We start from the raw sequence: 17,345 nt of genomic DNA, 5'->3' as shown, positions 1-17,345 counted from the left end.
AAGCATGATGAAACGCAAGTGGATCGCGCTGATTGTGGCGCTGCTGCTCATGCCCTCGGCTTGGGCACTCACGCTGGATGATGCGCGTCAACAGGGGCGCGTTGGCGAAACGCTTAGCGGCTATGTGGCGGCGCGGCAGCAGGATGATGAAACACTGGCGCTGGTGAAGCGCATCAACGAAGGGCGCCTGCAGCAGTATCAGCGTGTGGCGCAGCAAAACAACCTTACTGCCAGCGAAGTGGCACGCATTGCCGGCGAGAAGCTGGTGAATCGCGCGGGCAGCGGCGAGTATGTTCGCGGCATTAATGGGCTGTGGCTGAAAAAATAATGTGCATAAAAAAGCCGGGCGCTCAGGCCCGGCAAAAGATGGCGTCATGCCCATTATGGGTGGGCATTCATCACGTTCAAAAATGATTACGCAGCAACAATTTGTTTGATGGCATCTTTCGCATCGTTAGCCGCTTTGGTCGCCACTTCTGGGCCATAAGCGATGCCTTCCGCGAACACGAAGTTCACGTCAGTAATACCAATGAAGCCCAGGAACAGTTTCACGTATGGCGTCAGCAGATCGCTGGCCGTATCTTTATGGATGCCGCCACGGCTGGAGAGGATCACCGCGCGCTTGCCGGTCACCAGACCTTCTGGGCCTGCTTCGGTGTAACGGAAGGTCACGCCAGCACGGGCAATCAAGTCAAAGTAGTTTTTCAACTGCGTTGGAATGTTGAAATTGTACATGGGTGCGGCGATAACCACGGTGTCATGGGCTTGCAGTTCAGCAATCAGTTCGTCGGACAGGGACAGCGCTTCCTGCTGACGTGGCGACAGCGGCGCGTCAGACGGACGCAGTGCGCCAACCAGCTCACCATCCAGCACTGGAACTGGCTGAGCGGCTAAATCACGCACGGTAACCGAATCACCTTTAGCGCGTGCCTGGTCAGCGTAGAAGTCAGCCAGTTGATTTGACTGAGAGTAACCAGCGAGGATGCTTGATTTAAGAACTAAAACGTTGCTCATGATATTTTCCTGTGCGTTACGCGGTTGGCTTACCGCTCAATGCTTTACACTGTACGGAGTTAGCCCGCGAGGTAAAAGCGCAATATTTCGAGATCTATGTTCGAAATAATTGAATAACCTCGCACGTGCCGTTCAGGCAGGTGTTCCAATTTGTGCTATGATGCCGACCATTAATTGCTTGAATCCGCCGGAAAATCATCCGGCCGCTGCAACAACAGGTAACGCATCGCTATGTCATCATCCGTCTCTTCACCTTTAGCCTCCCTTTGGCCGCGGCTCGATAATCTGATGCTGCGCGACAGTCAACGTCTGCGACGTCGATTACTGGGCGCAGCGAAGGTGAAAAATCCTGCGGCGCAGCAGGGCATTGTGGCTGAACTGGAGCCGGAATTTGTCGCGGCGGAGCAGCGCATTGCTCAGCGTACGGCGGCGACACCGCGCATTACTTTCCCGGAAAACCTGCCGGTGAGTCAGAAGCAGCAGGACATTGCCGATGCCATCAGTCAGCATCAGGTGGTGATCGTGGCGGGTGAAACCGGATCGGGTAAAACCACACAGCTACCGAAAATTTGCCTGGCGCTGGGACGCGGGGTAAAAGGGCTGATTGGTCATACTCAACCGCGTCGTCTGGCGGCGCGCACGGTGGCGAACCGCATTGCGGATGAGCTGGAAACCTCGTTAGGCGGTACCATCGGCTACAAGGTACGCTTTAACGATCAGGTAAGTGAAACCACCCAGGTCAAACTGATGACCGACGGTATTCTGCTGGCAGAAATCCAGCAGGATCGCCTGTTGCTGCAGTACGACACCATCATTATCGATGAAGCGCATGAACGCAGCCTGAACATCGATTTCCTGCTTGGCTATCTGCGCGAACTGTTGCCGCGTCGTCCTGATTTAAAAGTCATCATCACTTCAGCGACCATCGATCCGCAACGCTTCTCCCGCCATTTCCATAACGCGCCAGTGATTGAAGTTTCTGGTCGCACTTATCCAGTGGAAGTGCGTTATCGCCCGATGGTGGAAGACGTTGATGACAGCGATCGCGACCAGCTGCAGGCGATTTTTGATGCGGTTGATGAGTTGGGGCATGAGAGTCGCGGCGATATTCTGATTTTCATGAGCGGCGAGCGTGAAATTCGCGATACCGCTGATGCACTGATGAAGCGTGATATCCCACACACCGAAATTTTGCCGCTGTATGCGCGCCTGTCGAATGCAGAGCAAAACCGCGTGTTCCAATCGCACAGCGGACGCCGCATCGTGCTGGCGACCAACGTAGCGGAAACCTCGCTGACCGTGCCTGGCATTAAATACGTGATTGATCCCGGCACCGCGCGTATCAGCCGCTACAGCTTCCGTACCAAAGTGCAGCGTCTGCCTATTGAGCCGATTTCGCAGGCCTCAGCCAATCAGCGAAAAGGGCGCTGCGGACGTGTATCGGAAGGTATCTGTATTCGCCTCTATGCCGAAGATGACTTCCTGAGCCGCCCGGAATTTACCGATCCCGAAATTTTGCGCACCAACCTCGCATCGGTCATTCTGCAGATGACGGCGCTGGGACTGGGCGATATTGCCGCCTTCCCGTTCGTGGAAGCGCCGGACAAGCGCAACATTCAGGATGGCGTGCGCCTGCTGGAAGAGCTCGGTGCTATTACGCTCAGCGAAGACGAAACTTACAAGCTGACGCCTTCGGGCCGCCAGCTCGCCCAGCTACCCGTCGATCCGCGTATGGCGCGCATGGTGTTGGAAGCGCAAAAATTTGGCTGCGTGCGTGAAGCGATGATCATTACCGCTGCACTGTCGATACAGGATCCGCGCGAGCGTCCATCCGACAAACAGCAGGCTTCTGATGAGAAACATCGCCGTTTTGCGGATAAAGAGTCTGATTTTCTTGCCTTCGTGAACCTGTGGAATTACCTGCAGGAGCAGCAAAAAGCGCTCTCCAGCAATCACTTCCGCCGCCTGTGTAAAACCGAATTCCTCAACTATCTGCGCGTGCGTGAATGGCAGGATATCTATACTCAGCTGCGTCAGGTGGTGCGGGAACAAGGTATGCCCGTTAACAGCGAACCTGCGCCGTATCGTGAAGTGCATTGTGCATTGCTGACTGGCTTGCTGTCGCATATTGGTCAGAAAGACAATGAGAAGCAGGAGTTTACCGGTGCTCGCAACGCGCGCTTCTCCATCTTCCCGGGTTCTGGTCTGTTTAAAAAACCGCCGAAGTGGACCATGGTGGCGGAGCTGGTGGAAACCAGCCGCTTGTGGGGCCGCGTCGCCGCGCGTATTGATCCAGAGTGGATTGAACCGCTCGCGCAGCACCTGATTAAACGCAGCTACAGTGAACCGCATTGGGAAAAAGCGCAGGGCGCGGTGATGGCAACGGAAAAAGTGACGCTTTACGGCCTGGCCATTGTGCAGGCACGTAAGGTTAACTACAGCCGCATCGATCCCCGACTGAGCCGCGAACTGTTTATCCGTCATGCGCTGGTGGAAGGCGATTGGCAGACGCGTCACGCTTTTTTCCGCAATAACCTGAAACTGCGCAACGAAATCGAGGATCTGGAACATAAATCGCGGCGTCGCGACATTCTGGTTGATGACGAAACGCTGTTCGCATTCTACGATCGCCGCATCGGCAGCGATGTCGTATCGGCGCGCCATTTCGATACGTGGTGGAAACAGGCCAGCAAAGAGAATCCGGATCTGCTGAGCTTCGATAAGCAGATGCTGATCAAAGATGGCGCGGATAAAGTCAGCCAGCTCGATTACCCCAACTTCTGGCAGCAGGGCAACCTGAAACTCAAACTGAGTTATCAGTTTGAACCGGGCGCGGATGCTGACGGTGTAACGGTTCACATTCCACTGCCGCTGCTCAACCAAATCGAAGAGACCGGATTTGAGTGGCAGATTCCTGGCGTGCGTCGCGAACTGGTCATCGCGCTGATCAAATCGCTACCAAAGCCGGTGCGCCGCAATCTGGTGCCTGCGCCTAACTACGCTGAAGCGTTTCTTGGCCGCGTCACCGCACTGGAATTGCCGTTGCTGGATGCGCTGGAACGCGAATTCCGCCGCATGACCGGCGTCACCATTGACCGTGAAGCCTGGCAGTGGGATCAGGTGCCCGATCACCTCAAAATGACCTTCCGCGTGGTAGACGAGCACAATCGTAAGCTGCAGGAAGGGAAAAACCTGCATCAGCTCAAACTGTTGCTGAAGGGCAAGGTGCAGGAAACGCTGTCGAAAGTGGCCGACGATGGTTTAGAGCAGAGCGGGTTGCACATCTGGAGTTTTGGCGATTTACCACAAAGCTATGAGCAAAAACGTGGCAGCTATCAGGTTAAAGCCTGGCCTGCGTTGGTCGATGAGAAAGATAGCGTAGCGATCCGCCTGTTTGATAACGAAGTGGAACAGCAGAAGATGATGTGGCGCGGCCAGCGTCGCTTGCTGCTGCTCAACATCCCATCGCCGACCAAGTATTTGCACGAGAAGTTACCCAACAAAGCCAAGCTTGGTTTGTACTTCAATCCGTATGGCAAAGTATTGGAACTGATAGATGACTGCATCGCCTGCGGTGTGGATAAGCTGATGGCGGAGGCGGGCGGTCCGGCGTGGCAGCAGGAGAACTTCGAACAGCTGCGCGATAAAGTGCGTGCCGATTTGAATGAAACCGTGGTCACCATTGCCAAACAGGTCGAACAGATTCTGACCTGTGTGTTCAACATCAATAAGTTCCTGAAGGGACGCGTGGATATGTCGCTGGCGCTGGCGTTAGGCGATATCAAAGCGCAAATGAATGGCTTAGTGTATCGCGGTTTCGTGACAGGCAACGGTTGGTCGCGTCTCGGTGATACGCTGCGCTACCTGCAAGGGATTGAGCGCCGCCTCGAGAAACTGCCAGTGGATCCTCACAGCGACCGTGCGCGCATGCTGAAGGTGCAGGCGGTAGAGCAGGCATGGCAAGCGTGGCGCAACAAATTGCCGCCGCAGCGTCAGGATGATGCTGACGTACAGGCGATTCGCTGGATGCTGGAGGAGCTAAGGATTAGCTATTTCGCACAGCAGTTGGGTACGCCTTATCCGATTTCGGATAAACGTATTTTGCAGGCGATGGAGCAGTTGAGTTAGGCGATTCGCCTGTTAGCGGGTCGCCATGAATGGCGACCCTACGAAAGCGGGCATCAATATCACATTAAGGAGAAAAAGGTGGGCAGTGGAGTAAAGCGTCCGCCGCAGGGACAAAAACGCCGGGAGAGTTTTTGAACAACGCATAGCGTTGGCCCACAAAGTGGGCGATCCTCAGGGACGAGGCGAGTAACCGGCGGTCAAGGCTACAGGGATGTATTCACGCCGTCTTTACGCAACGCCCGCCTTTTTCGACTGAAACGCACGTTTGAAGACTGCATCTTATTGCGCCAACTCTTCCAGCTTATCTTTAAACGACGGCACCGCAATCGCGCGGTTATCGGCGCGGTAACGATCGGCCGGTGCCGGTGCTGAGCTTTGCACCGCAATTAACTGCCACTCATCGCCGTTCTTCAACAGCAGCGGTGAACCGCTGTCGCCCGGCAGCGTGTCGCACTGGTGCGATAACACCGCACGCTGTGCCCAGCCGGTAACCACACAATCGCTGTGCGAATAGAGCGTATCCAGATGATCGGCAGGATACCCCGCCTGTGTCACTTTGCGCTCTGTGGTTTTTAACGCTGCGGTCAAATCGCCACGCGAACCCTCAAACAGCGGAATCGGCACAATACCGGACGGCGGATTATGCAAAATAACCAGCCCATAATCGTACGGTGCGGCACCCGGTGGCACAATCCAGCCTTCGCCGTCCGCCTGCAACCTGCGCGCTAAAGAGGGTTCAACGCGCGCATCAATATCATGAATCTCGTAGCGCCAGCCTTTCGCGCTGGCCATAAAACGCAGCGCCACCGGTTTATCAAACTTGCCGGGTGGAGCCAGTAAACAGTGTCCGGCGGTCAACGCCAGATGGGCAGAAATCAGCGTGGCAGTGCAGAGATTACCGCTTTCGGTCTCTAACTGACCAATAGCATCCCAGGGCGCGGCGCTTACGTCGCTGATCGCCTGACGGTGATCTTTGCCAAAGAACAACGTTTTGATGTCTTCCGGGCTTGGCCCGTCTTCATCATCGGCATGTGCTGTGTGGTTAAAACTGAAAAGACCAACAAGTAACAGGATAGCCAGGCGCATAGTTCTCTCAATGGCGAGAATAAGTAGAGGTTATTGTCATCACGCTTGAGCGATAACTATAGTCGGTGAGCGGTGAAAAAGGGAGAAATATTGGAGTAATCAGCGCGCTACAACGACTAGATAAAAAAGCTGGCAGCAACTATGCCACAGAGGATCATCACAATCAGAATAATTTCGAAGCGATAGCGACGCACCATTTTTCGCTACTCCAGTAAATAAACACCCGGCATAACCGGGTGTTTTCAATCATCAATACGGTGTTGGCGCTAAAGGAGTGTCTTATTTAGCCGCTTTTTTCACTTTGTGATGCTTTTTAGCAGCCTGCGCTTTCTGTGCAGCTGGCTTGGTTACTTTGTGATGCTTTTTAGCAGCCTGGGCTTTCTGCGCAGCTGGCTTGGTTGCTTTGTGGTGCTTTTTAGCAGCCTGGGCTTTCTGTGCAGCTGGCTTGGTTGCTTTGTGGTGTTTTTTAGCAGCCTGGGCTTTCTGTGCAGCTGGCTTGGTTGCTTTTTTGTGGTGCTTTTTAGCGGCCTGGGCTTTCTGTGCAGCTGGCGCTTTCTTCTCTACTTTCTTGTGCTTTTTAGCCGCCTGCGCTTTTTGAGCAGCAGGTTTCTTATGATGTACTGCTTTGTGTTTCGCTGGAGCAGCAGTAGTTGCTGCAGTGGCAGGAGCAGCTGTAGTTTCAGCAGCGAAAGCAACAGAAGACATACCCATAGCAGCGGCGATCACCAGTGCAAATAATTTTTTCATTGCAAAATCCTCGAACTATTTTTTCATGTGTAGCCCACTGCGGGGCCGGTGAAAACACTATATGAAAAACAATCGAGGCTTTCCGTGAGGCATTGGTATCGGCGTGTAACGGATTGTACAAAGCGGCGGAAAGGAAGTGAAAAGGGCGGCCGCATGGGCCGCCGCGCAGTTTACTCAGACAGATAACGTTGTTCAAGGTGCTGACGGAAATAGTGCGGATTCAGCGCTTCGCCAGTGGCATTGATCAGCAGCTGCTGCGTTGGGAAACGGCTGCCGTGCTGCCAGATGTTCTGCTGTAACCAATCAAACACCGGCTGGAGCTCACCTTGCTGGATCAGCGTCTCGACCTGCGGAATCGCACGTTTCACCGCCTGGAACAGCTGCGCTGCGTACATCGCGCCCAGGGTATAAGTCGGGAAATAGCCAAACGCACCGTCGGTCCAGTGAATATCCTGCATGCATCCGTCGCGATAGTTACCGCGTGTATCAATGCCCAAAGATTGCTGCATCTTCTCGTCCCACAGCGCCGGGATATCATCCACTTCAATCTCGCCCTCAATCAGCGCGCGCTCGATCTCGTAACGTAAAATCACGTGCGCCGGATAGCTCAACTCATCTGCATCGACGCGAATAAAGCCCGGCTTCACGCGCTGCGTCTGACGGATAAAGTTGTTTAACGCCAGCGCAGGCTGATCGCCCATCAGCGCCACCACCTGCGGATGAATATGCTGCAGGAAAGCATTACTGCGTCCCAATTGCATCTCCATAAACAGGCTTTGCGACTCATGAATCGCGGTAGAACGCGCTTGCGCGACCGGCTGTCCGCGCCACTGTTGCGGCAGATTTTGTTCGTAGCGCGCATGACCGGTTTCATGGATCACGCCCATCATGGCGCTGAGGAAGTCGTTCTCGTTGTAACGCGTGGTAATGCGCACATCTTCCGGCACGCCGCCGCAGAACGGATGCGCACTGACATCTAAACGACCGTGATTGAAATCGAAGCCCAGCGTTTTCATCACGCTCAGACCCAATTGTTTTTGTGATTCGATGGCGAACGGACCCACTGGCTGAGCGATAGGCGTTTGCTGCTGCTTCGCCACGGCTTGTTGCAATAGATCGGGCAACCAGGTTTTCAACTCGCCAAAGGTTTGATCCAGCTGCGCGCTGGTCATGCCAGGCTCAAACACATCCAGCAGTGCATCGTAGCGGGAAACGCCCAGCGCATCGGCACGCAGCTGCGCCTCTTCACGACTCAGCTTTACCACGTCTTTCAGATTGGCGGAAAAACCTTGCCAGTCGTTAGCCGGACGCTGCTGACGCCACGCGTGTTCACAGCGCGAACCCGCCAGCGATTTTGCTTCCACCAATGAAGCAGGCAGCAGCGTCGCTTGCTGCCATGCGCGCTGCATTTCGCTTAGGTTAACCTGCTCGACATCATTCAGCGATTCCTGCTGTGCCGCATCAAATAATCCGCCAAGGCGTTTATCGGTCAGCACTTCGTGCATGAATACGCTCAGTTCGGCCATTGCTTCACCGCGTGCCTGGCTGCCGCCCGGCGGCATGGTAGTTTGCATATCGACACCGGCAATGGCGCCTAAATGGCCAAAGCGGGAGAGACGCTGAAAAGTGCGGCTAAGTTCTTGATAAGCTGAAGTCACGTAAAAAGCTCCTTATGACGGTTAGCGTGGCGCAATGTCCCGCAAGGGTAGATCAACCGGCCAGCAAAAGCGAACGCTGGCGCCGCCTAACGGGCTGCTCTCAATGGAGACACTTCCCTGCATGGCCAGCGCAATAGAGTGCACGATCGCCAGACCTAAACCACACCCGCCGGTGGCACGATCGCGGCTGGGATCGAGGCGAACAAAAGGTTCAAACACGCGGGCGCGCTCTTCCTGCGGAATGCCCGGGCCGTCGTCTTCCACCTGCAAACAGCCCAGCGCGCCATCAAACCATAAGCTGACGCGCAACCGCTGTTGCGCATAACGCAGCGCGTTATTCACCAGATTATCCAGCACGCGTTCCATCAAACGTGTATCAGCGCTGCCAACGTTCTCCAACTGCGGAATATCGAGTGTAATCTGTGTCTGCGGGTTCATGGTTTGCACATCTTCAATATGCACACGCAACCATTGCGCCAGATCGAAGGATTGCAGATGGAGATCAACGCGTGGCCGGTCGAGTCGCGCATAGGTCAGCAGTTCTTCAATCAAACTTTCCAGCTGGCCGACATCGCGGTTCAGTGCAGCGGATTCGGCTTCGGTGAGGTTATCACTCATCTCCAGCCGGTAACGCAGGCGCACCAGCGGCGTGCGCAACTCGTGGGCGATGCCGTCAATCAGCTGTTTCTTGCTGGCAACCAGCGTATTGATGTTATCGGCCATCTGATTAAAGGCCACACCGAGACTGTGCAGACTGGAGGTGCTTTCAAAATGGGTGCGCACGTCCAGTTCGCCACGGCCAAAGCGCTGCGCGGCTTTTTCTAATCGCTGCATCTCTTGCCAGTGCGGACGCAGCCAGATAAACACCGGCAGCGCCAGCGACATGCCGATAAACGCCAGCAGCGCGATATCCAGAATGCGCATCTGGTGCAGGTAAAAAAGGTAGGGGATCGGGCCAACGGAAAGCACATAATGGCTGCGCGGGATGTGCTGCAAGAAGGTGTATTGATCGTCAATCGCGACAATTTCACCGGCGCGCAGGCGCTTCATGTCCGCGTCACCCAGCTGATATTTGCTCATCGGTTCAATATTCAGATCGAACGACAAATCGAGATCGAGGCTGCGAATGGTTTTGCTCCAATCGCGCGGTGGGATCTCGCGCAGTTCGCTACGCATCAGGAACAGCGAGCTGGCCATCAAATCGTTCATCGACTGGCGTCCGGCGCGTTCGGCGGTGAATTTGTACACCAGCCCAACCAGCAGCGTCATCACCAAAAAACAGACGAACAGCAGCAAATAGAACTGAATAAAGAGCTTTCTCATGCGGAGCGGGTATCCCAGGCTTGCGGCGCGAACAGATAACCTTTGTTACGAATGGTTTTAATGCGGAAGGGCTCGGTGGCGCTGTCGTAAAGCTTTTTGCGCAGACGTGAAATCGCCACGTCGATACTGCGATCCATGCCATCGTACGTTACGCCGCGCAGGGTTTTAAGCAGTGCATCACGGTTGAGGATTTGTCCGGCATGATTGGCCAGTTCCCACAGCAGATCAAAATCAGCAGTCGACAGCACAATATTCTCCTCAAACAGCGTCACCTGACGATTGAGCGAGTCAATGGTCAATGAGCCAAAACGCAGCACGCGCTGGGAGCTTTGCATGGCGGGCGCGACGTCTGGTTGGCCGACATGCGCCTGGCGCAGATGCAAACGCAGGCGCGCCAGCAATACAGCGGGTGGCGTGGTTTTGAGGATGTAATCGTTAGCGCCCATTTCCAGCGACAGAATGTGGTTCATGTCGCTGTCGAGCGAGGTGAGCAGCACTATCGGACCTTGCCAGCTGGCACGCAGATCGCGGCACAATGTCATGCCATCTTTGCCGGGTAACATGATATCCAGCATCACTAAATCGGGGTCGTGAAGGGCGATGGTGGCTTCGGCGCGGTCACCGCGCGTTTCAACAATAACTTCAATATCGTGGCGGCCAAGGTAAGCGGCGATCAGTTCACCCACTTCTGGCTCATCTTCCACATAGACGATTTTGTTCATAATTCACTGTGACGGGTGAGAATCTCAGCAGCATAGCTTTTCCTGGTCCTGAGCTCTACGCTACCGCACGAAATATCCCTGCGTTACTGGTATGTATACCGTGAAATGTGCCATTATTAGCGGCGCGTTGTAGCGCAAGGTTCGGAACCGTAACGAAAAACAGGAGGAGTGCGAGGGTGACTGATAAAGAGCTGGCTTCAGCCGGATACAGTGATCGCATCTGCTTCAATTACAGTGATTTTCTTTCCGCTTCCTGTAAAAAACGCTGGAGTTTTGTCGACGCCATCTACGGCGTAATGCCTATTTTTGGCATGGTGACGCGTAAATCAGCGCACAACCTCCAGGCCAGCGACGATCATCTTAAAGATTTAGCATTACAAATCATTTCAACGCAGGTGAGCGACGAGATTAATATTGCGCGTCTCATCACCTTAGCCGAGCAACAACACATCAGTCGCTTTGATATTCAGCTGCCGTATCCGTTGTCAGCGGAGCAGCTTGACGCTATTCATCAGGAATACCGTAAGCCGCTAAATCTGACACAGCAGGATGACCTGCTGTGCGTTTCTATTCCTGTCCAACCGCATTAATTAGCCAGCTGCCACAACGCAGGCAGTGACGCTGCAATCAAAAACACAATCGCAACGCGTTCCAGTTGTGACAACAATTTGTCGCCACGGCCGCCGCGTCGTGCGTATAAAAACAACAGCAAACCCGGCGCGTACAGCACCACCGAAAGCAGCAGATGCAGCGGGCCGGACGCATACAACAGCCAGATGCCATATGCGCTGGCGCCGATGCCGGTAAACATCGCCCAGGGTTTGTTTTGTCCGCGCACCACCTTAATCAGATACAGACCGACCAGCAGATAAGGCACCAAAATCATTTCTGAGGCGATGGTCAGCAGCGTATTGTAATCCGCACCGGTGACGGCGATTAAAATCAGGCAAACCTGGACGCTTCCATTCGTCAGCCACAACGAGGCTGAAGGTGAATTGTGCCGATTCTGGCGCGCGATGCTGCGCGGAAACGCACCTTGCTGTGCTGCAAGGAACGGTACTTCAGCGGCCATAATTGTCCAACTCAGATAAGCGCCGCACACCGAGATAATCAAGCCGACCGCAATCACCGCATCGCCCCAATCGCCCATCAGGTGTTTCATTAAACCCGCCATGGAAGGATTGCGCATCTGCGCCAGCTCAGCACGCGGTATCACGCCTAATGAGAGCAGCGTCACCAGTAAATAGACCAGTAGCGCGGCAAGCACGGCCATCAGCGTGGCGCGCCCGACATCTCTCTTATTGCGCGCACGTGCAGAAACCACCACCGCGCCCTCTACACCAATAAACACCCATAAGGTGATCAGCATGGTCTGCTTCACCTGCTGCCACAGCGACTGACCGAGCTCGACGCCGCTGAAATCAAAGCGGAAGCGATCGTAATTGAACGCCAGCAGCGCCAGCACCACAAACAGCAGCAGCGGCACCAACTTGCCCAAGGTTGCCAGCAAATTAATGCTGGCCGCGGTTTGTACCCCGCGCAGCACCAGACAATGCACCATCCACAGCAGCACGGATGCGCCAAGCATCGCTTGCCAGGTATTGCCATCGCCAAATACCACGCGATCCGGCGTGTCGGTAAAGAAACTCAGCGCGGAGAAAACAATCACCAGATAAGAGACGTTGGCAATGACTGCGCAGAGCCAGTATCCCCATGCTGAGCAGAAGCCCATCAGTTCACCAAATCCGGCGCGCGCGTAAGTGAAGATGCCGCCATCCAACTCCGGTTTCAGCCGCGTCAGTAACAGCATGGCAAGAGAAAGGAAGATGATGCCCACGCCCGTGATCAGCCAGCCGATCAGCAGCGCTGCCGGGCCGGCAACCGCCGCCATATTTTGCGGCAGACTGAAGACGCCAGCGCCGAGCATCGAGCTGAGTACTAACGCGGTGAGCGCACTAAGACCTAATTTTTTATCCAAAACGCCCATCCTGAGCAGCAGAGTATGCTGGGTGGTGACGATTCCGCTAGCGTGTCGCGTGGCAATGAGCCAACTTTGAAACGGAATCCCCTAAAACAGGCGGCAGATTTTACGGAGTGCGATACGGGAAGGCAATGCAAGACTATGCAAAATTGTGCAGAGATTATGCAAACAACAGAAGAGGGCGACGGACGCCGCCCTTAATGAGGATTACTTAAACAGATCGGCGGTGACGGTCAGATTGCCGCCGCTCTGGTTCTGCCATTGACGCGTGATGTGATAGTACTTAGCCCCTTTTGCCACTGCGCGTTTGCCGACTGCTTCAGAGATTTCAGTTGGCGTACCGAAGTGGTCGGAGAAGGTAATGGTATCGAACGGCTGCATCTGCGCCGCGGTAATCGCATTCACTTCCTGTACGCTGCGGCCATCAGCGGTTTTCACGGTATAACGCTCACCGGTTGAACTTTGGGTTTCGAAGAAACGACCCACGTTGCGGCTTGGTGTATCCGAAGAGGCTACGCCAGGAATGGCCACTTTCGTTGCAGCTGTACCGCCTGCGGCGAGCGCTGCTTTGCCGGCTTCGGAATCTGCTGGGATCGAATCAGAGGTGTTCTGCACCTTACGCTCTGGTGCATCAGCTTTATAAACGTAAGCGGTAACATATTGGTTGCCGCCGTTGTTCGCATCAACCTGACGAACAATAAAGAACGATGCAGCACCTTTATTTTTGGCAGCCTTCGCAATCGCTTCATTAACGTCTGGCTGGCTTGAGAAGAAACCGTTTACCGACACGGTATCATAAGGCTCAAGGCGATAAGCTTCTGCTTTCGGCAGCTCTTTCACACCGGAGAAGGTACGGTATTTAGTGGCATCATCGGCTTTTGGTGCATTGGCTTTGTACAAATCAGCCGTTACGCGCCAGTTGCCGCCGTTGCCGTTGCTGTCATTAATACCCTGAACATAGAAAGAGTCAGCGCCTTTAGCATCGGCTTGTTTAGAGATGGCATCTGTTGCATCGCCAATGGCATTGAAACGGCCGCTGATATTAATACGTTCGAATGGTTTCAACGCGGCCGCTTGCTCTGGCGTTAACTCTTTAGCAGCGAACGCATTTGCTGCCAGCAGTGATAACAAGGTTGACGCCAGAATGGTGTTCTTCAGCTTCATAAAAATGATCCTTCGCCTTACGCAAAATGAGTACGAAAACGTGCTGGACTCTTGATGTATAACAGATTAGCCGCTGATTATTGCATGTAATAATCAGCCTGTCTCAGCCAATTTAAGCGCATAAGATTGACAATCTCTGCAGTTTATTCATCAGCCTGTCATTTACTTCTGTTACGGCTCTTTTTTGCACAGTTAACCGGTTAATCTGGTAACACATAGTGCCATAATAGTTAACGCGTTGTTAATTAAAGGTTTTTAAAAATACTTAATTCGACATGACACGATTTTGCGCAGCAGAATATTTTTTAATTCGTTCCAAATGCAGTTGCAAACCGCGGCTTTCAAACGTAGCGCCTGAATATTTGCGTGAATGTCATAAGTAGGCGTTATCGCTGTGGATCGCTGTTCATATTTTCAGTAGGTTATAAAGACTTTGTTACATTGTGCATTTTGCTCATAAAAAGCTGAAACACTGTTTCAGCTTTTAAGTTTTATGCCTCTTACACAACCTCGTCCTTTAATTGTTGAAAGGAAACAGTATGTTAATTGGGATACCCAAAGAACGGTTAGCCAATGAGTCGCGCGTGGCTGCCACGCCTAAGACCGTTGAGCAACTGATCAAGCTGGGATTCAGCGTAACCGTTGAACAGAGCGCAGGACTTCGCGCCAGCTTTGATGATGAAAGCTTTATCGCCGTGGGCGCCACCATTACCCATACCCATGATGTGTGGCAATCAGACATCGTTTTAAAAGTGAATGCGCCTGACGACCAGGAAATCGAATTAACGCGTGCCGGTAGCACGCTGGTGAGCTTTATCTGGCCTGCGCAGAATCCTGCATTGTTGGAGAAGTTGGCTGCGCGCAACGTCACCGTGATGGCGATGGATTCGGTACCGCGTATTTCACGTGCGCAGGCGCTTGATGCGTTGAGCTCAATGGCGAACATCGCCGGTTATCGTGCCATCGTTGAAGCCGCTCACGAATTCGGTCGCTTCTTCACTGGCCAAATTACCGCTGCCGGTAAAGTGCCGCCGGCAAAAGTGATGGTTATCGGTGCAGGCGTCGCAGGATTGGCGGCAATCGGTGCGGCAGGCAGTTTGGGTGCCATCGTGCGTGCTTTCGATACGCGTCCAGAAGTGAAAGAGCAGGTGCAAAGTATGGGCGCCGAGTTTCTGGAACTGGATTTCGAAGAAGAAGCGGGCAGTGGCGATGGCTATGCCAAAGTAATGTCTGAAGCCTTTATTAAGGCAGAGATGGAACTGTTTGCCGCTCAGGCGAAAGACGTCGACATTATTGTGACTACCGCGCTGATTCCTGGCCGTCCCGCACCGAAGCTAATCACCGCTGAGATGGTGGCTAGCATGAAGCCGGGCAGCGTGATTGTCGACCTGGCCGCACAAACCGGCGGTAACTGCGAATTAACGGTTGCCGATCAGGTGACCCTAACCAGCAACGGCGTGAAGATTATCGGTTACACCGATTTGCCAAGCCGCCTGCCAACGCAGTCCTCACAGTTATACGGCACCAACCTCGTCAACCTGCTGAAGCTGCTGTGCAAAGAGAAAAACGGTGAAATCACCGTAGATTTTGAAGACGTCGTGGTGCGAGGCGTGACGGTGATTCGTGATGGCGAAGTGACATGGCCGGCACCGCCGATTCAGGTTTCCGCCGCACCGAAAGCGCAACCTGCGGCACAGCCGCTGCCGAAGGCCGAAGCGAAACCGGTTTCGCCGTGGCGTAAGTCTCTGCTGCTGGCGTTGGCGGTCGTGCTGTTTGCCTGCCTGGCCAATGTGGCGCCGCCTGACTTCCTGTCGCACTTCACCGTCTTCGCACTCTCTTGTGTCGTCGGCTATTACGTGGTGTGGAACGTGAGTCACGCCTTACACACGCCGTTGATGGCTGTCACTAACGCCATTTCCGGCATTATTGTGGTGGGCGCGGTGCTGCAGATGGGCCACGGCGGTTGGGTAACGATGCTGTCGTTTATCGCTGTACTGATTGCCAGCATCAATATCTTCGGTGGTTTCACCGTCACCCAGCGCATGCTGAAAATGTTTCGTAAGAATTAAGGGGTAGCAACATGTCTGGCGGATTAGTTACTGCAGCATATATTGTTGCCGCGATTCTGTTTATTTGCAGCCTTGCCGGTCTCTCGAAACACGAGACCTCTAAGCAGGGTAATATTTTTGGCATGAGTGGCATGGCGATTGCGCTGCTCGCAACTATTTTTGGCCCAAATACCGGAAACGTTGCCTGGATTCTTGTGGCGATGGTGATCGGCGGTGCAATTGGCTTGCGTCTGGCGAAGAAAGTTGAAATGACCGAAATGCCGGAGCTGGTGGCCATTCTGCACAGCTTCGTGGGGTTGGCGGCGGTATTAGTGGGCTTTAACAGCTTCATCGATCACGCTCCAGGCCTTACGCCGGTCATGGAAAATATCCATCTCACCGAAGTGTTCCTCGGCATCTTCATTGGTGCAGTAACCTTCACCGGGTCCCTGGTGGCGTTTGGTAAATTGCGCGGCAAGATCGCTTCTTCTGCGCTGATGCTGCCCCATCGTCATAAAATGAACCTCGCTGCGCTGGTGGTCTCCTTCCTGCTGATGCTGTGGTTCGTGCAAACCGAGAGTACTGGCGCGCAGGTGTTTGCGCTGCTGCTGATGACCATCATTGCATTGGTGTTCGGCTGGCATCTGGTGGCGTCTATCGGCGGTGCGGATATGCCGGTGGTGGTCTCGATGCTGAACTCTTACTCCGGTTGGGCGGCGGCGGCGGCGGGCTTCATGCTGAGCAATGACTTGCTGATCGTCACTGGCGCGCTGGTCGGTTCTTCCGGTGCCATCCTCTCCTACATCATGTGTAAAGCGATGAACCGCTCCTTCATCAGCGTAATCGCCGGTGGTTTTGGTACCGACGTGAGCGTGGGTAGCGAGAGCGATGAAGTGGGTGAACATCGTGAAATAACCGCTGAAGAGACTGCTGAACTGCTCAAAGCCTCTTCTTCTGTGGTGATCACGCCGGGCTATGGCATGGCGGTAGCTCAGGCGCAGTATCCGGTTGCCGAAATTACCGAAAAACTGCGTGCGCGTGGTATCAAGGTTCGTTTTGGTATTCATCCGGTTGCGGGTCGTCTGCCTGGCCATATGAACGTACTGCTGGCGGAAGCGAAAGTACCTTACGATGTGGTGCTGGAAATGGACGAGATTAACGATGACTTCAGCGATACCGATACCGTTCTGGTCATCGGCGCGAATGACACCGTTAACCCAGCCGCGCTGGAAGATCCACGCAGCCCCATCGCTGGTATGCCAGTATTGGAAGTGTGGAAAGCGCAGAACGTGATTGTGTTTAAACGTTCGATGAATACCGGATACGCAGGGGTACAGAATCCGCTGTTCTTTAAAGACAACACGCAAATGCTATTTGGCGATGCGAAGGCGAGCGTTGAAGGTATTCTGCGCGCGCTATGATAAAGCAGGAGGGCGATGTGATTCATCGCCCTGAGTAGCAACAAAAAGGGCGG

13 protein-coding genes are annotated in these 17,345 nt (G+C 54.0%); 5 read left to right on the top strand and 8 right to left on the bottom strand.

What is annotated here, in order from left to right; all coding sequences use genetic code 11:
* Nucleotides 1-7: 7 nt before the first annotated feature.
* Nucleotides 8-328 carry a YdbL family probable chaperone protein gene (locus ACRQ84_RS05865; protein ID WP_483817893.1) on the top strand — a complete coding sequence of 107 codons (321 nt, stop codon included), beginning with the start codon at nucleotides 8-10 and terminating at the stop codon, nucleotides 326-328.
* An 86-nt stretch (nucleotides 329-414) separates the two neighbouring features.
* On the opposite strand, the gene azoR is transcribed toward ACRQ84_RS05865, so the two are convergent.
* Nucleotides 415-1,014, bottom strand: coding sequence for an FMN-dependent NADH-azoreductase (gene azoR / locus ACRQ84_RS05860; RefSeq protein WP_483817454.1), 600 nt, complete (start codon nucleotides 1,012-1,014; stop codon nucleotides 415-417).
* Between the two features lie 231 nt (nucleotides 1,015-1,245).
* Between azoR and hrpA the strand changes: the two genes are divergently transcribed.
* Entirely contained in the window at nucleotides 1,246-5,142 is a 3,897-nt protein-coding gene (gene hrpA, locus ACRQ84_RS05855; RefSeq protein WP_483817453.1) for an ATP-dependent RNA helicase HrpA, read from the top strand.
* A 279-nt stretch (nucleotides 5,143-5,421) separates the two neighbouring features.
* Here hrpA and ACRQ84_RS05850 read toward each other — a convergent pair whose 3' ends face one another.
* The 5 genes from ACRQ84_RS05850 to rstA all read right to left on the bottom strand — a co-directional run bounded on the left by ACRQ84_RS05850 (nucleotide 5,422) and on the right by rstA (nucleotide 10,678).
* Complete coding sequence (locus ACRQ84_RS05850; protein ID WP_064738762.1) at nucleotides 5,422-6,228, bottom strand: trypsin-like serine peptidase; 807 nt, start codon at nucleotides 6,226-6,228, stop codon at nucleotides 5,422-5,424.
* Between the two features lie 279 nt (nucleotides 6,229-6,507).
* Nucleotides 6,508-6,975: an acid resistance repetitive basic protein Asr gene (gene asr, locus ACRQ84_RS05845; RefSeq protein ID WP_483817452.1), complete on the bottom strand. Its 468-nt coding sequence runs from the start codon at nucleotides 6,973-6,975 to the stop codon at nucleotides 6,508-6,510.
* Nucleotides 6,976-7,145: 170 nt separating this feature from the next.
* A complete protein-coding gene (locus ACRQ84_RS05840) occupies nucleotides 7,146-8,633 on the bottom strand; it encodes a carboxypeptidase M32 (protein WP_483817451.1) in 1,488 nt (495 codons plus the stop codon).
* A 21-nt stretch (nucleotides 8,634-8,654) separates the two neighbouring features.
* Nucleotides 8,655-9,956: a two-component system sensor histidine kinase RstB gene (gene rstB / locus ACRQ84_RS05835; RefSeq protein ID WP_483817450.1), complete on the bottom strand. Its 1,302-nt coding sequence runs from the start codon at nucleotides 9,954-9,956 to the stop codon at nucleotides 8,655-8,657.
* Entirely contained in the window at nucleotides 9,953-10,678 is a 726-nt protein-coding gene (gene rstA / locus ACRQ84_RS05830; protein ID WP_064738758.1) for a two-component system response regulator RstA, read from the bottom strand. The genes rstB and rstA overlap by 4 nt, the downstream gene beginning before the upstream one ends.
* 176 nt (nucleotides 10,679-10,854) lie before the next feature.
* Here rstA and ACRQ84_RS05825 point away from each other — a divergent pair, with 176 nt between their 5' ends.
* The gene (locus tag ACRQ84_RS05825; RefSeq protein WP_483817449.1) at nucleotides 10,855-11,268 is read left to right on the top strand and encodes a hypothetical protein; all 414 of its coding nucleotides are present in this window, start codon (nucleotides 10,855-10,857) and stop codon (nucleotides 11,266-11,268) included.
* Here the strand turns inward: ACRQ84_RS05825 and ACRQ84_RS05820 are convergent.
* Both ACRQ84_RS05820 and ydgH read right to left on the bottom strand, forming a co-directional pair.
* Nucleotides 11,265-12,656: an amino acid permease gene (locus ACRQ84_RS05820; protein ID WP_483817448.1), complete on the bottom strand. Its 1,392-nt coding sequence runs from the start codon at nucleotides 12,654-12,656 to the stop codon at nucleotides 11,265-11,267. The two genes, ACRQ84_RS05825 and ACRQ84_RS05820, sit on opposite strands and share 4 nt — an antisense overlap.
* 210 nt (nucleotides 12,657-12,866) lie before the next feature.
* Nucleotides 12,867-13,823 (bottom strand): DUF1471 family protein YdgH, encoded by a 957-nt coding sequence (gene ydgH, locus ACRQ84_RS05815; RefSeq protein ID WP_064738756.1) that lies wholly within the window; start codon nucleotides 13,821-13,823, stop codon nucleotides 12,867-12,869.
* Between the two features lie 539 nt (nucleotides 13,824-14,362).
* Between ydgH and pntA the strand changes: the two genes are divergently transcribed.
* Entirely contained in the window at nucleotides 14,363-15,892 is a 1,530-nt protein-coding gene (gene pntA / locus ACRQ84_RS05810; RefSeq protein WP_483817447.1) for a Re/Si-specific NAD(P)(+) transhydrogenase subunit alpha, read from the top strand.
* 11 nt (nucleotides 15,893-15,903) lie between these two features.
* A complete protein-coding gene (gene pntB / locus ACRQ84_RS05805; protein WP_483817446.1) occupies nucleotides 15,904-17,292 on the top strand; it encodes a Re/Si-specific NAD(P)(+) transhydrogenase subunit beta in 1,389 nt (462 codons plus the stop codon).
* Nucleotides 17,293-17,345: the final 53 nt, after the last annotated feature.

The sequence above is a fragment of the Pantoea sp. E2023-21 genome, assembly GCF_051302795.1.
Lineage (GTDB): Bacteria > Pseudomonadota > Gammaproteobacteria > Enterobacterales > Enterobacteriaceae > Pantoea > Pantoea ludwigii_A.
This window is presented reverse-complemented; position numbering and strand designations above follow the sequence as displayed.